The organism is Micromonospora siamensis, from assembly GCF_900090305.1.
In the GTDB taxonomy this organism is placed as follows: Bacteria; Actinomycetota; Actinomycetes; order Mycobacteriales; family Micromonosporaceae; genus Micromonospora; species Micromonospora siamensis.
The window spans coordinates 2,137,966-2,151,350 of the sequence record NZ_LT607751.1; the positions used below are offsets into that span (position 1 = coordinate 2,137,966).

The following is a 13,385-nucleotide window of genomic DNA, read 5'->3' on the forward strand; positions in this document are numbered from 1 at the left end:
GGGCAATGAGGAGGCAGGGTGACACGGCGCAGGCTGGGATTCTGGCAACGGTTCGCCGTGGTGCTGGTCAAGCCCGTGATGACCGTCTGGACCCGGCGCACCTGGCGGGGTACGGAACACCTGCGCGAGCCCGGCGGCGTCATCATCGTGCCCAACCACCTCTCGCACGCCGACCCGCTGGTCTCCGCCCACTTCGTCTACGACTCCGGCCGTTGGCCGCAGTTCCTCGGCAAGGCCAGCGTGTTCCGGGTCCCGGTGATCGGCTGGATCCTGCACCGGTGCAGGCAGATCCCGGTGGAGCGGGGCACGGTCGACGCGGTGAAGTCCCTGGACAAGCTGGTCGCCGCGCTCGACGCGGGTGGCGCCGTGGTGATCTACCCGGAGGGCACCACCACCCGCCATCCCGACATGTGGCCGATGAAGGGCAAGACCGGGGCGGCGCGGCTCGCGCTGGCGACCGGCGCGCCGGTCGTGCCGGTGGCGATGTGGGGGCCGGAGAAGATCTTCGACCCGCGCACCAACCGGTTGAGCCTGCGCCCGCGGATCCCGGTCACGGTGGTGGCCGGCCCGCCGGTGGACCTGAGCCGGTGGGCCGGGGCCACCCCCACCCGGGCCACCCTGGAGGAGATGACCGACGCGATCATGCTTCGGCTGCGCGACATGCTCGCCGAGATCCGGGGCGGCACACCGCCGCCCCTGTGGGAACGTCCCGGCCGGATCCGGCCCACCGACCAGCGCCCGGAGGCGGCAGCGTGAGCGGACACGTGGCGGTGCTCGGAGCGGGCTCCTGGGGCACCGCGTTCGCCAAGATCCTCGCCGACGCCGGCCGGGACGTGACGGTGTGGGCCCGTCGGGCTCCGGTGGCCGAGGCGATGCGTGTCCACCGGCGCAACCCGGAGTACCTGCCGGAGCTGCTGCTGCCGGACCGGGTGTCGGCGACCGGCGACCCGGTCGAGGCGATCACCGGCGCCGAGCTGGTGGTCCTCGCCGTGCCGTCGCAGACGCTGCGCGGCAACCTCGCCGAGTGGGTGCCCCACCTGCACCCCGACGCCACCCTGGTCTCCCTGATGAAGGGGATCGAGCTGGGCACCACCAAGCGGATGAGCGAGGTGATCGTGGAGACCGCCGGGGTGACCGGTGACCGGGTGGTCGTGGTCTCCGGTCCCAACCTCGCCCCGGAGATCGCCGCCGAGCAACCCGCGGCCACCGTGGTCGCCGGCACCGACCCGGGCCGGGCCACCCTGGTCCAGACGTCGATCCGGACGCCGTACTTCCGGCCGTACACCAACGACGACGTGATCGGCTGCGAGCTGGGCGGGGCGGTCAAGAACGTCATCGCCCTGGCGTACGGCATCGCCACGGCGATGGGTTTCGGCGACAACACCCGGGCGATGCTGATGACCCGGGGGCTGGCCGAGACCGCCCGGCTGGGCGTGGCGCTCGGCGCCGACCCGATCACCTTCGCCGGCCTGGCCGGAATGGGCGACCTGGTGGCCTCCTGCTCGTCGCCGCTGGCCCGCAACCGCACCTTCGGCGAGCACCTGGGTCGTGGCGAGACGCTGGAGCAGGCGCAGGCGGCGACGCGGCAGACCGCCGAGGGCGTGAAGAGCTGCCTGGCCATCCGGGACCTGGCCCGGGCGCACGGGGTGGAGATGCCGATCACCGAGCAGATCGAGCGGATCTGCCACGAAGGGATGGACCCGCGGCTGGCCGTGGACACCCTGATGAGCCGGACCGCCAAGCCGGAGTCGTACGAATGAGCGGGACGACCGACGCGGGGTGGGGGGACGGGACGCGCAGTGTGCGGGCCGGGCTGCCGGATCCGGTGCCGGGCCAGCCGTTCCTGCCGGGCCCGGTCTTCGCCGCGCCGTACCACCTCGACCCGTGGCAGGGCCCGTCGGCGGCGGCCAACGGCTACGGTCGCCCGGACAACCCCACCCGGCGGCTGCTGGAGGCTGCGGTCGGGGAGCTGGAGGGGGGCGACTGCCGGGTCTTCGCCAGCGGGCAGGCGGCCATCACCGGCCTGCTGCTGGCCCTGCTGCGACCCGGTGACACCGTGGTCCTGCCCGCCGACGGCTACTTCCCGGTGCGCGCCTTCGCCACCGACACCCTGGCCGGCATCGGCGTACGGGTGCTGTTCGCCCCGACCGCCGGCCCGTACCCGTCGTTCGACGGGGTGAAGCTGGTCCTGGTGGAGACGCCGGCGAACCCCGGCCTCGACGTGGTCGACCTGGCCGAGCTGACCGCCCGGGCGCACGCCGCCGGGGCGCTGGTCGCCGTCGACAACACCACCGCCACGCCGCTCGGGCAGCGCCCGCTGGACTTCGGCGCGGACCTGGTGGTGGCCTCCGGCACCAAGGCCCTGACCGGGCACTCCGATCTGCTGCTCGGCTATGTCGCCACCCGTTCGGCCGGGTTGCTGGAGCCGTTGACCGCCTGGCGGACCGTCACCGGCGCCGTCCCGGGTGCGTTCGACGCCTGGCTGGCCCACCGTTCGCTGGCCACCCTCGACCTGCGGCTGGGCCGGCAGAGCGGCAACGCCGAGGCGGTGGCCCGGGCCCTGTCCGGGCGTCCCGACGTGACCGGGCTGCGTTGGCCGGGGCTGCCGGAGGATCCGGCGTACCCGGTGGCGTCGGAGCAGATGCGCCGGATCCCGGGGGTGCTCTCCTTCGACCTGGGCGACGCCGAGCGGGTCGCCCGCTTCCTCGACGCGTCCCGGCTGGTCGGCGCCGCCACCTCGTTCGGTGGCCTGCACACCACCGCCGACCGGCGGGCCCAGTGGGGCGACGACACCGCGCCCGGTTTCGTCCGGCTCTCCTGCGGGGTGGAGGACCCGGCCGACCTGGTGGCGGACATCGTCGCCGCGCTGGACGCAGCCGGCCCGCCCCCGGGCTGAGCCCGCCGCGCCGCTCGGCCCGCCGCGCCGCTCGGCCCGCCGCGCCGCTCGGCTGGCCCTCCGCGCCGGGAGTGAACTCCGTTGCGAGCGTGATACCTCAGAGTCATCAAAATTCCTCTGAGGTATCACGCTCGCAAAAGTTCCGCCGCCGACCGGGCCGAGCCGGGGCGCGCAGCGAAGGGGGGAACGGCTATCGTCATGGCGGCCCCGGAGCGGGGCCTCGACCCCGAGGAGGTGAGTCCGATCCGTCAGTCAGCAGGACCGGCGCTCCCTCCCGAGTCCGGGTCGCGATAGCGGCCCCGGGAGCGCCGACGAGCGTTCCCGGAAGGTTTCCCATGGCATCCGCCCCGCACCACCCCGACCGTCCCGCCCTCGTCCGTCGGCTCCGCGCCGCCGGCTGCGTCTTCGCCGAGGACGAGGCCGAGCTGCTGATCGCCGCCGCCGACTCCCCGGCGGCACTGGCCGCCCTGGTCGAACGCCGGATCGCCGGTGAACCCCTGGAACACCTCCTCGGTTGGGCCGAGTTCGACGGCCTGCGGGTCGCCGTGGACCCGGGGGTGTTCGTCCCGCGCCGACGTACCGCCCTGCTGGTCCGGGCGGCGACGGAGCGGACCGCACCGGGCCCCGCGATGGTCGAGCTGTGCTGCGGCACCGGCGCGGCCACGTTGGCCCTGGCCCCGCTGGTGCGCCCCCGCTGGGCCGGGGCGGTGGACGTCGACCCGGCGGCGGTGGCGTGCGCCCGCCGCAACCTGGCCCCGCTCGGGGTCCACGTGTGGGCCGGTGACCTCTTCGACCCGGCCCCGGAGAGCTGGCGGGGCCGGCTGGACCTGGTGGTGGCCAACGCCCCGTACGTCCCGACCGACGCGGTGGCGCTGCTGCCGCCCGAGGCGCGGCTGCACGAGGCCGCGGTGGCGCTCGACGGCGGGCCGGACGGGCTGGCCGTGCTGCGCCGGGTGGCGGCAGGGGCGGCGCGGTGGCTCGCGCCCGGCGGTCACCTGGTCGTCGAGGCGAGCAGCGGGCAGGCTCCGACGCTCTGCGCGGTGCTCGCCGGGCACGGCCTCACCCCGACCGTGCTGCACGACGACGACCTCGGTGCCACCGCCGTCGCCGCCCGCCGCGGTCCCGGGTAGCGCCGGAGCGTGGCGGGCCGGCGAACGGGGAATTAACCTCACGTCAGGCGGTTCGGACGGGGAGAGGTGGCGCGGTGGGCAGCGTGGGCGTCCCGGTGGTGGTGGGCCTCGACAACGGCGGCACCAGCAACAACGCCACCGTGCTGACGCTCGACGGCCGGTTCCTGGTGGACGGGCTGATGGAGACGCCCAGCGAGGTGCGCTCCGGTCCGCAGGTCGCCGTGGAGGCGCTGGCCCGGGCGTTCGACGGGGTGCTGGCGACCACCGGAGTGCCGCGTGAGCTGGTCCGCGCGGTCGGGCTGGACACCCCCGGCCCGGCCAGCGCCACCGGGGTGATCTCCTCCCGGGGCTCGACCAACTTCGCCCACCCGCAGTGGCGCGGCTTCGACGTGCGGGGCGCGCTGCAACGGCGGCTCGGCCTGCCGGTGGTCTACCACAACGACGGCAACGCGGCGGCGCTCTACGCCCACCACGTCCACTTCGGACCGGATGCGATGCGTCGGTCCTCGGTGTCCGCCATCGTCGGCACCGGGCTGGGCGGCGGGGTGGTGGAGAGCGGCCGGGTGGTCACCGGCGCGGCCGGGATGGCCGGGGAGTTCGGCCACGTGCACATCCCGCTCACCGGCCTACTCGGCCCGGGCCAGGCGGTGCCGACCTGCGCCTGCGGCTTCTCCGGGGACGCCGAGAGCGTCGCCTCGCTGACCGCGATCGAGCGGAACCTGCTGCCGTACTGGCTGCCCCGCCACCCCGGCCACCCGCTCGCCGCCGAGCCGCCGGCCCGGGCCGCGAAGCTGGTCCGGGGGTACGGCGAGCGGGGCGACGCCCTGGCCCGGGAGGTCTTCGCCCAGCAGGCGATGGCGCTGGGCCGGCTCTTCACGATCGCGGCGAACTTCACCGACCCGCACGCGTACTTCGTCGGCGGTGGGGTGGTGGAGGCGGCGCCGGAGTTCCGGGACTGGTTCCTGGCCACGGTGCGGGAGCACACCGTGCTCCGTGACGAGCAGGCCGAGGTGGCGACCTTCGCCCTGGTGCCCGAGCGGGACATGGCCGGTGCGCGAGGGGTGGCCATCGCGGCGGTGGAGGCGCTCCGCGCCCAGCCGGCTCCCGAGCCGTTGGTCGGCGGTTAGCCGAGGCTCGACGACGCGGTCCGCTCGCCGGTGGCGCGGTCCGGCGGTCGGTGGCGTCGGGTCAGCGGCGGGGCGGCGCGTCGGCGAAGGCCACCCACGCCGCGGGTGCGAAGAGCAGGGCGGGGCCGGCCGGGTCCTTGGAGTCGCGTACGGCCACCGTGCCGGGCAGGAGGGCCATCTCCACGCAGGCGCCCTCGTCGCCGCTGCGGCTGCTCTTGCGCCACCGCGCCACGGCCAGGGCCGCGCTGGTCGTCGGGGTCATGGTCCTACCGTCCCTTCAGGAGCTGGTGGAGCTGGTCCCGGCTCGCCGCGGGGGTCAGCGCGACGGTCCGCAGGTGCTCCATGATCTTGGTGCAGGTACGCAGGTCGCCCGGCCGGTCGAGGACCATCTGCCCGGCCACGGTCTCCACCGAGGCGATGATCGGGTCCTCCGGGTCGGCGAACTCGAGGATGTGCAGGGATCCCCGCGTGCCCCGGTGGTAGCCGGCGCGCAGTGGGATGACCTGAACGGTGATGTTGGGCAGCTCGGCCATCTTCAACAGGTGTCGCAGCTGCCCGTCCATCACGGTCCGGTCGCCCACCGGCCGGAGCAGGGCGGCCTCGTCGATGATCGCGTCGAAGATGGGCGGCTCACCGCCGGTCAGCCGCTGCTGCCGGTCCAACCGCAGGTGCACCCGCTGCTCGACCTGCTCGTCGGTGAGGGTGTGCGGGCCGCCGCGCATCACCCCGCGAACGTAGTCGGCGGTCTGCAGCAGGCCGGGCACCACCGAGGGTTCGAAGTTGGCGATCCCGGTCGCCTCCGCCTCCAGCGCGATGAAGTCGATGGTGCGCCGGTCCAGCAGGTACGAGTAGGAGACCCACCAGCCGGGCTTGCGGGCGTCCTTGGCCAGCTCGACCGCCGCGGCCACCTCGTCGGCGCCCACGCCGTAGCAGGTGAGCAGGGCGCGTACGGTCGCCGGGCTGATCAGCGTCTGGGCGTTCTCGTAGCGGGAGAGCGTGCTGCGGGTGCTGTTGATCTCGTCGGCGGCGGCCTCGAGGGTGAGGCCGGCGGCCTCCCGGTGGGTGCGCAGGGCGATGCCGAGCCGTCGCGCCCGGGCGGTCTTCGGAGCCATACGTCGATGGTGGCACATGTTTGCGGGAAGGGGTACATGAGAGAACGTCGATGAGAGTTGCATTCACGCGTTCGCACATGTCAATGTGTGAGCACGTCCTCACCGCCGGTTGTCGTGGCGACGGCGGGGGTGAGCGACTGGAGGGGATGGGGTGCGCGGCGATCGGGTTTGTCCCCCGGACTCGATCGCCGCGTGCCCCGCCGCCGGCCGGGAGGGAGTTGCGATGCCGATGGGCACACGACCGGGCGGTGGGGCCCGGTGACCCGGTTCCTGGTGGTGCTGACCGACGTCCGCCCGCTCGGCGGGACCGGACGCAACGAGCGGACCTGCCCCGAGCGACGCCGCCAGGTCGTCGGCGCGAGCAGCCGGGAGGCGGCCGACCGGATCGCCGGAGCGTTCATGGCGCTCGGCATGGTCCGCGCCGGTCGGCAGCGGGTCAAGGTGATCGCCGTCGGCCGGCGCCGCGAGGGTTGACCCTCAGAGCATCCGGCGCCGCTTCAGGTACGCCACCAGGTCGTCGTAGACCCCACCCTCGTTGGCGAACATCGCCACGTTCCGGGCGGTCGACAGCCACGGTCGGGTGGAGGGCCGAACCTCCCGCAACGCCCGTTCCAGGTCCCGCTGCTCGATCATCCGGACCTCGCCGGTACGTACCGAGTCGGCCATCGCGAACTCGGCTGCCGTCTCGCAGAGGTGGGCCAGGTCCGCGCCCGAGTAGTCCTCGGTCGCCGTCACCACCTTGCCCAGGTCCACGTTGGCGATCGGCCGCTCCCGCAGGTGGTACCGGAGGATCGCCGCGCGGGCCTCGGCATCCGGGGGCAGCACCAGCACCACCCGGTCCAGCCGGCCCGGCCGGCGCAACGCCGGGTCCACGTCCCACGGGGTGTTGGTGGCGGCCAGCACGAAGACGCCCTCGTTGTTGCCCTCCATCCCGTCCAGCTCGGCGAGCAACTGGTTGCCGAGCGTCCGCATCGCGCTCGACCCCACCTGGGACCGCTTGTGGCCCAGCGCGTCCACCTCGTCCAGGAAGAGCACGCACGGGGCGTTGCGGCGGGCCGCCTCGAACAGCTCGTGCAGGTTCCGCTCCGAGTTGCCGATCCACATGTCGAGGACGTCCACGATGGACAACGAGAGGAACTTCGCCCCCATCTCGCCCGCCACCGCCCGGGCCAGGAAGGTCTTGCCGCAACCCGGCGGGCCGTACAGCATCAGGCCGCCGCGCAGGCTCTTGCCGTACATCCGGCGCAGCTCCGGATTGCGCAGCGGGCCGAGGAAGGCCAGCTCCAGCCGTTCCTTGACCGTGGTCATCCCGCCCACGTCGGCCAGCCGGATCCCGCTGGACTCCACGTCGTAGACCCGGTCGCCGTCGCCGGCCACCGGTTCCGGCTCGTCGCCGGCCCGGACGAAGCGCGGCGGTACGACGTCGGCCAGCTCCCGCTCGTACGCCGCCAGCGGGTCGCCGCCGTCACCGCCACGCTCGGCGGCCCCCGTGCGGCCGTCCGTCCCGCCGCGGCCATCGGTTCCGTTGCCGCCGTCGGCGCGGACGCGGCCGGTCGGGCCCGCGGTGCCGGAGCCGGCGGGCGGGGCGGCCGGTCCACCCAGGGCCCGCTGCATCAGCGCCCGGGCCGGCTCGTTGCCCGGATCGCGGGTGAGCGCCTGGCCGATCTGGGCGACCGCCTCGCCGTGGCGGCCGGCGTCCAGCAGCAACCCGGCCAGGTGCAGCCGCAACGGCAGGTCGTCCGGACGGCCCTCCACCGCGGCGGTGAGGCTGGCGATGAGGGGATCGGTGCTCATAGGACGAGCAGCGTAGTGCGCCCGTGCCCGGTCCCGCTCTCCCGCCGCCCCACCGTCCCGTCCCGGCCTGTCCGACGCCCTCCGCGCCGTTACGCTACGTATGCAGAAGGTTGACCGGTTGCGGGGCATGCGGGTTGTCGCCGGGTATCACCAGCCGGTCCTCGCCACGCACAGTAAGGTCAACCGGGTGAGCGCCCCGGGGCGAGCACGGCCAGCCGCAGTCGCGATCGAAGAGGTGACCCCAGTGACCACCCCAGGCAGGACCCGCGTGGCGATCGTCTTCGGCGGACGCAGCCCCGAACACGGCATCTCCTGCGTCAGCGCGGGCAGCGTGCTCGCCGCCCTGGACCCCGACGAGTTCGAGGTGGTGCCGGTGGGCATCACCCGGCAGGGCCAGTGGGTCCTGGCCAGCGGCGACCCGGGCCAGCTGGCCATCACCGACCGGAAGCTGCCGGAGATCACCGCCGGCTCCGGCGCGGAGCTGGTGCTGCGCGCCGACCCCACCGCCGCCGGTCTCATGGTGCTCGACCCGGCCCAGGGTCCGCGGGCGCTCGCGGACGTCGACGTGGTCTTCCCCGTGCTGCACGGCGCGTACGGGGAGGACGGCACCATCCAGGGCATGCTCGAGATGGCCGACATCCCGTACGTCGGGGCGAACGTGTTCGCCTCAGCCGCGGCCATGGACAAGGAGTTCACCAAGAAGCTCTGCGCCGCCGAGGGCATCCCGGTCGGGCCGTACGTGGTGCTGCGCAACGGGATGACCATGACCGAGGCGGACAAGGAGCGGCTGGGCCTGCCGGTCTTCGTCAAGCCGTCCCGGGCCGGTTCCTCCTTCGGCATCACCAAGGTCGACGACTGGGGGCAGCTCGACGAGGCCGTCGCCACCGCCCGGCAGATCGACACCAAGGTGCTGGTCGAGGGCGCGATCGTCGGCCGGGAGATCGAGTGCGGCGTGCTGGAGGGCGAGGCGGGCGGTGCTCCCGAGGCGTCCGTGCTGGCCGAGGTCCGGGTCGTCTCCGGCCACGACTGGTACGACTTCGAGGCGAAGTACATCGACGACGCCTGCGAGTACGACATCCCGGCCGGCCTGCCCGACGAGGTCACCCGCCAGGTGCGGGAGTACGCCACCCGCGCCTTCACCGCGCTGGACTGCTCCGGCCTGGCCCGGGCCGACTTCTTCGTCACCCCGGAGCTGGAGATCTACCTCAACGAGATCAACACCATGCCGGGCTTCACCCCGACGTCGATGTTCCCGCGGATGTGGGCCGCCTCCGGTCTCGAATACCCGAAGCTGGTCAACCGCCTGATCCGTACCGCCCTGCGCCGCGCCGGCCGCTGAGCCGGCGCGGTCAGCCGGCGCAGCCGGAGGGGACGGTCTTCGCCGACGGCACCGCGGCCACGACCGCCTCGGAGACCGGCGCGGCCCACTGGAGCGCCCCGTCGTAGGCGCGCGGCACGGTGAGGGTCACCGGCACCTCGCGGTCGACGGTGGTGAGCACCGTCGGAGCGTCCTTGGCCTCCACCGGGTGCCAGCAGACCCCGTTGACCCGCCAGACCTCGTCGGTGGACGGGAACTGCGCCGCCGGGCCACCGCAGGCCACCGTGAGCGCGGGATCGCCGTACGCGGCGTTCTGCTCCGGTCCGGCGGTGACCGGCCGCTGGGCCAGGTCGCGGACCGTGGCCGGCAGCTGGGAGACCAGCGCGCGGCAGACGACGGCCGGGCGGGCCGCCAGGGCCGGGGCCGGCATCTCCACCGGCCCGGTCGCCTGGGCGCGGGCCGCGCTCGCGGTCGGCGCCGGCGCGGCGGCCGGCTCCGGCGGGGAGAGCTTCGCCAGGACCAGGGCCGCCACCACGGCGGTCACCGGCACGGCGACCAGGGTGGCGATCAACGCCGCCCGGCGGGTCGACCGGTCGGCGACCGGGGCGGCCGCCGGAGTCTCCGTGAGGTCCGTCACGCCGTCGCCGTCCGGCCGGGGCCGGTCGTCCACCGCGCGGGGGGAAGTGATCTCGTCCACTTAGAGGCGCACCACCGAACATGTGAGGGTGCGGGTGATGCCGGGCACCATCTGCACCTTGCTGACGATGAGTTTGCCGAGCTCGTCGACCGTGTTGGCCTCGGTCAGCACCACCACGTCGTACGGCCCGGTGACGGCGTCGACGCGGACCACGCCGGCGATGTCCGCGATCCGACCGGCCACGTCACGCGCGCGCCCGACCTCGGTCTGGATGAGGATGTACGCCTGTACCACGACTCGACCTCCGTCCGCCGCCGCTCGAGGGCGGCCCGAAGGGTGAAACTACCTTACGGAGCAGGCGTGACCCCGATCGGTGGTCACGGAGGAGCGGTGAGCGAGCAGGGCGAGGGAGCGGGATGAGCGTGACCGGTGTCGGAGAGTTCGGACTGATCGGGCGGGTGACCGCCCGGCTGTCGTACGGGCCGACCTGCCTGCTCGGGCCCGGTGACGACGCGGCGCTGGTCACCGCGCCGGATGGGCGGGTCGCCGCGTCCACGGACGTGCTGGTCGAGGGGCGGCACTTCCGGCGTGACTGGTCCGGCGCGCGCGACGTCGGGCACCGGGCGGCGGCGGCGAACCTCGCCGACATCGCCGCCATGGGGGCCGCCCCGACGGCCCTGCTGGTGGCCCTCTGCGCGCCGCCCGACCTGCCGGCCAGCTGGGCCGAGGAGCTGGCCGACGGGCTGGGCGCCGAGGCCGCCTCGGTCGGGGCGAGCGTGGTCGGCGGGGACATGTCGGCCAGTCCGACGCTCACCGTCGCCGTCACCGCCCTGGGCGACCTGGCCGGGCGGGCCCCCGTGCTGCGCTCCGGCGCCCGCCCCGGGGACGTGCTGGCGCTGTCGGGACGGACCGGGTGGGCGGCGGCCGGCTACACCGTGCTGTCCCGGGGCTTCCGGACCCCGAAGCTGCTGGTCGAGGCGTACCGCCGGCCGCAGGTGCCGTACCGGGCCGGCCCGGAGGCCGCCGCCGCCGGGGCGACCTCGATGATCGACGTGTCGGACGGGCTGCTCGCCGACCTCGGGCACGTGGCCCGGGCCAGCGGGGTCGCCCTCGACGTCCGGCGGGACGCCTTCGAGGTGCCCCGCCAGATGGGCGACGCGGCGCAGGCGCTCGGCGTCGACCCGTACACCTGGATCCTGACCGGTGGCGACGACCACGCGCTGGCCGCGACCTTCCCGGCCGGGACGGAGCTCCCCCCGGGGTGGCGGCCGGTCGGCGCGGTGACCGACGGCGAGGGGGTCACGGTGGACGGGCGGGCCTGGGAGGGCCCGGCCGGCTGGGACCACTTCCGGTGAGGCTCGTACCCTTCAGACCGTGAGTGAGCTGCAGATCTGTCCCCGCCCGTTCGACTCGCCGGAGTCCCGGCGACTGATCGCCGCGACCCTGGCCGACCTCGGCGAGCGGTACGGCGGCAACGGCGACGAGACCCCCGTCGACCCGGCGGAGTTCGCCCCGCCGAACGGCGAGTTCCTGATCGCGTACCTCGACGGCGAGCCGGTCGCCTGCGGCGGCTGGCGCAGCCACGGCGGCCCGGACGACGCCGCCGAGCTGAAGCGGATGTACACCGCGCCGGCGGCCCGCGGCCGGGGCATCGCCCGGGCGCTGCTCGCCGCGGTCGAGCGCTCGGCCCGCGAGCAGGGTCGCAAGCGGGTCATCCTGGAGACCGGGGACAAGCAGCCCGAGGCGATCGCGCTCTACACCTCGGCCGGGTACGAGCCGATCCCGAACTTCGGCTACTACAAGGACGAACCGGGCTGTCTCTCCTACGGCCGCATCCTCTGACCACGCCACGCATCCCGGGGTGACGCCCCGGGATGCGGGCACGACGACAGCCGGCGGGCCCGAGGGACCCGCCGGCTGTGACGATGATCAGGCTGTGGCGCTACCGCGTCAGGCGCGGGTGACCTTGCCGGCCTTGATGCACGAGGTGCAGACCTGCATCTTCTTGGTGTTGCCGCCACCGGCCGGGGTACGCACCGACTGGATGTTCGGGTTCCAGCGGCGGTTGGTCCGCCGGTGCGAGTGGGACACGTTGTGGCCGAAGCCCGGTCCCTTGCCACAGACGTCGCACACGCTAGCCACGGGATACTCCTGGGATTGATACGTTCATGAGGTCGCCGGCAGGCGCTGCCCGGGCAACCTGGTCAGGTTACCCGATGACCCCCGCGCCCGGCCAACCGGCCTGGTGGAGGCCGGTGCTGTGGGCGCGGTCACGCGCCCGTCCGGTCACCTTGGCGACCGGTGTCCCGTCCCTGCACAGAGGTCGTACGAAGGGACGCAGACCATGAGGATAGTGCTCGCCGGAGCCTCCGGCACGATCGGGACCCCGCTGGTCCGCCGGCTCGTCGCCGCCGGCCACCAGGTGGTCGGCATCACCCGTACCGAGAGCAACGCCGCCCGGCTGGCGGGTGCCGGCGTGCGGCCGGTGGTCGCCGACGTGCTCGACCGGGACCGGCTGCTCGCCGCGGTCGACGGCCTCGGCGCCGACGCTGTGGTGCACGAGCTGACGGCGCTGCGCCGACCGCCGGTCCGACACGCCGACATGACCGCCACGAACACCCTGCGCACCACCGGCACGGCGAACCTGCTCGCGGTGGCCCGGGCGGTCGGCGCGCGGCGGTTCGTCGTCCAGTCGATGGTCTTCGGCTACGGCTACCGCGACCACGGGGACCGGACGCTGACCGAGGACGACCCGTTCGGGGCGCCGGAACCGGGCGCCGCCGGGCGGCACATGGCCGCCATGCGCTCCGCCGAGGAGCAGGTGCGCGGCGCCACCGACCTGGCCGGGATCGCACTGCGCTACGGCCTGTTCTACGGCGCCGACCCGAGCACCCGGGCGACGGCCGGCATGCTGCGCCGGCGCCGCTTCCCGGTGCCCCGCTCGGGTGGCGGACTGGTCAACCTGGTCCTGGTCGACGACGCGGCGGCGGCCACCGTGGCGGCGCTGGAACGGGGGCGGCCCGGCGCGGCGTACAACGTGGTGGACGGGGCGCCGGTGCGCTGGGGCGACTGGCTGGACGAGATGGCCGCCGTCCTCGGCGCGCCCCGGCCGCCCCGGGTGCCGGGCGGGCTGCTGCGCGTCGTCCCGTACGCCCACCGGATCCTCACCACCTCGATGCGGGTCGACAACACCCGGGCCCGGGAGGAGCTGGGGTGGCGGCCGGCGGCGCCGGACCACCGGGCCGGCCTGCGCGGGTTGGCCGGGGCGCTGAGCTGAGCGGCGGTCGGGGTCGCCCGACGGGCCGGCGGCCAGCGACCGGTCGGTGACACGCCGGTGCCGTTCCGGGCGACCCCGGCGGCTGTCGGTGCGC

16 protein-coding genes are annotated in these 13,385 nt (G+C 74.6%); 10 read left to right on the forward strand and 6 right to left on the reverse strand.

Annotated elements, in window-relative coordinates; translation table 11 throughout:
- The first annotated feature begins 18 nt into the window (after positions 1-18).
- From GA0074704_RS09850 to GA0074704_RS09870, 5 genes are all read left to right on the forward strand, one after another.
- On the forward strand, positions 19-756 hold the full coding sequence (locus GA0074704_RS09850; RefSeq protein WP_088970219.1) for a lysophospholipid acyltransferase family protein: 738 nt from the start codon (positions 19-21) through the stop codon (positions 754-756).
- Positions 753-1,760 (forward strand): NAD(P)H-dependent glycerol-3-phosphate dehydrogenase, encoded by a 1,008-nt coding sequence (locus GA0074704_RS09855; RefSeq protein ID WP_088970220.1) that lies wholly within the window; start codon positions 753-755, stop codon positions 1,758-1,760. Before GA0074704_RS09850 ends, GA0074704_RS09855 begins: the two co-directional genes overlap by 4 nt.
- Positions 1,757-2,896, forward strand: coding sequence for a cystathionine gamma-lyase (locus GA0074704_RS09860; protein WP_088970221.1), 1,140 nt, complete (start codon positions 1,757-1,759; stop codon positions 2,894-2,896). The genes GA0074704_RS09855 and GA0074704_RS09860 overlap by 4 nt, the downstream gene beginning before the upstream one ends.
- 335 nt (positions 2,897-3,231) lie before the next feature.
- A complete protein-coding gene (locus GA0074704_RS09865) occupies positions 3,232-4,026 on the forward strand; it encodes a putative protein N(5)-glutamine methyltransferase (RefSeq protein ID WP_088970222.1) in 795 nt (264 codons plus the stop codon).
- Between the two features lie 74 nt (positions 4,027-4,100).
- Positions 4,101-5,153: an ROK family protein gene (locus tag GA0074704_RS09870; protein WP_088970223.1), complete on the forward strand. Its 1,053-nt coding sequence runs from the start codon at positions 4,101-4,103 to the stop codon at positions 5,151-5,153.
- 61 nt (positions 5,154-5,214) lie between these two features.
- On the opposite strand, the gene GA0074704_RS09875 is transcribed toward GA0074704_RS09870, so the two are convergent.
- Entirely contained in the window at positions 5,215-5,415 is a 201-nt protein-coding gene (locus tag GA0074704_RS09875; protein WP_088970224.1) for a DUF397 domain-containing protein, read from the reverse strand.
- A 4-nt stretch (positions 5,416-5,419) separates the two neighbouring features.
- Entirely contained in the window at positions 5,420-6,265 is an 846-nt protein-coding gene (locus tag GA0074704_RS09880; RefSeq protein WP_088970225.1) for a helix-turn-helix domain-containing protein, read from the reverse strand.
- Positions 6,266-6,523: 258 nt separating this feature from the next.
- On the opposite strand from GA0074704_RS09880, the gene GA0074704_RS09885 reads away from it, so the two are divergent.
- Positions 6,524-6,739 (forward strand): hypothetical protein, encoded by a 216-nt coding sequence (locus GA0074704_RS09885; RefSeq protein WP_088970226.1) that lies wholly within the window; start codon positions 6,524-6,526, stop codon positions 6,737-6,739.
- A gap of 3 nt (positions 6,740-6,742) precedes the next feature.
- Here the strand turns inward: GA0074704_RS09885 and GA0074704_RS09890 are convergent, their stop codons facing one another.
- Positions 6,743-8,059, reverse strand: coding sequence for an ATP-binding protein (locus GA0074704_RS09890; protein WP_088970227.1), 1,317 nt, complete (start codon positions 8,057-8,059; stop codon positions 6,743-6,745).
- Between the two features lie 244 nt (positions 8,060-8,303).
- Between GA0074704_RS09890 and GA0074704_RS09895 the strand changes: the two genes are divergently transcribed.
- Positions 8,304-9,398, forward strand: a complete 1,095-nt coding sequence (locus GA0074704_RS09895) for a D-alanine--D-alanine ligase family protein (RefSeq protein ID WP_088970228.1) — start codon at positions 8,304-8,306, stop codon at positions 9,396-9,398.
- A gap of 10 nt (positions 9,399-9,408) precedes the next feature.
- Here the strand turns inward: GA0074704_RS09895 and GA0074704_RS09900 are convergent, their stop codons facing one another.
- Together GA0074704_RS09900 and GA0074704_RS09905 are read right to left on the reverse strand one after the other, a co-directional pair.
- On the reverse strand, positions 9,409-10,014 hold the full coding sequence (locus GA0074704_RS09900; protein WP_088973573.1) for a DUF3515 family protein: 606 nt from the start codon (positions 10,012-10,014) through the stop codon (positions 9,409-9,411).
- A 60-nt stretch (positions 10,015-10,074) separates the two neighbouring features.
- Positions 10,075-10,308 (reverse strand): Lrp/AsnC ligand binding domain-containing protein, encoded by a 234-nt coding sequence (locus GA0074704_RS09905; RefSeq protein ID WP_088970229.1) that lies wholly within the window; start codon positions 10,306-10,308, stop codon positions 10,075-10,077.
- 122 nt (positions 10,309-10,430) lie between these two features.
- Between GA0074704_RS09905 and GA0074704_RS09910 the strand changes: the two genes are divergently transcribed.
- Positions 10,431-11,369 (forward strand): thiamine-phosphate kinase, encoded by a 939-nt coding sequence (locus GA0074704_RS09910; RefSeq protein WP_088970230.1) that lies wholly within the window; start codon positions 10,431-10,433, stop codon positions 11,367-11,369.
- A gap of 19 nt (positions 11,370-11,388) precedes the next feature.
- Positions 11,389-11,856, forward strand: coding sequence for a GNAT family N-acetyltransferase (locus tag GA0074704_RS09915; RefSeq protein WP_088970231.1), 468 nt, complete (start codon positions 11,389-11,391; stop codon positions 11,854-11,856).
- A gap of 108 nt (positions 11,857-11,964) precedes the next feature.
- On the opposite strand, the gene rpmB is transcribed toward GA0074704_RS09915, so the two are convergent.
- On the reverse strand, positions 11,965-12,156 hold the full coding sequence (gene rpmB, locus GA0074704_RS09920; protein WP_088963534.1) for a 50S ribosomal protein L28: 192 nt from the start codon (positions 12,154-12,156) through the stop codon (positions 11,965-11,967).
- Between the two features lie 211 nt (positions 12,157-12,367).
- On the opposite strand from rpmB, the gene GA0074704_RS09925 reads away from it, so the two are divergent.
- Positions 12,368-13,291 carry an NAD-dependent epimerase/dehydratase family protein gene (locus GA0074704_RS09925; protein ID WP_231926804.1) on the forward strand — a complete coding sequence of 308 codons (924 nt, stop codon included), beginning with the start codon at positions 12,368-12,370 and terminating at the stop codon, positions 13,289-13,291.
- The last annotated feature ends 94 nt before the right edge of the window (positions 13,292-13,385 follow it).

Excerpts from the sequence above, each read along its gene's own strand:
- GA0074704_RS09880 (WP_088970225.1), bottom strand. The coding sequence starts at position 6,265 with ATGGCTCCGAAGACCGCCCGGGCGCGACGGCTCGGCATCGCCCTGCGC.
- GA0074704_RS09890 (WP_088970227.1), bottom strand. The coding sequence starts at position 8,059 with ATGAGCACCGATCCCCTCATCGCCAGCCTCACCGCCGCGGTGGAGGGC.
- GA0074704_RS09875 (WP_088970224.1), bottom strand. The coding sequence starts at position 5,415 with ATGACCCCGACGACCAGCGCGGCCCTGGCCGTGGCGCGGTGGCGCAAG.
- GA0074704_RS09860 (WP_088970221.1), top strand. The coding sequence starts at position 1,757 with ATGAGCGGGACGACCGACGCGGGGTGGGGGGACGGGACGCGCAGTGTG.
- GA0074704_RS09910 (WP_088970230.1), top strand. The coding sequence starts at position 10,431 with ATGAGCGTGACCGGTGTCGGAGAGTTCGGACTGATCGGGCGGGTGACC.
- GA0074704_RS09865 (WP_088970222.1), top strand. The coding sequence starts at position 3,232 with ATGGCATCCGCCCCGCACCACCCCGACCGTCCCGCCCTCGTCCGTCGG.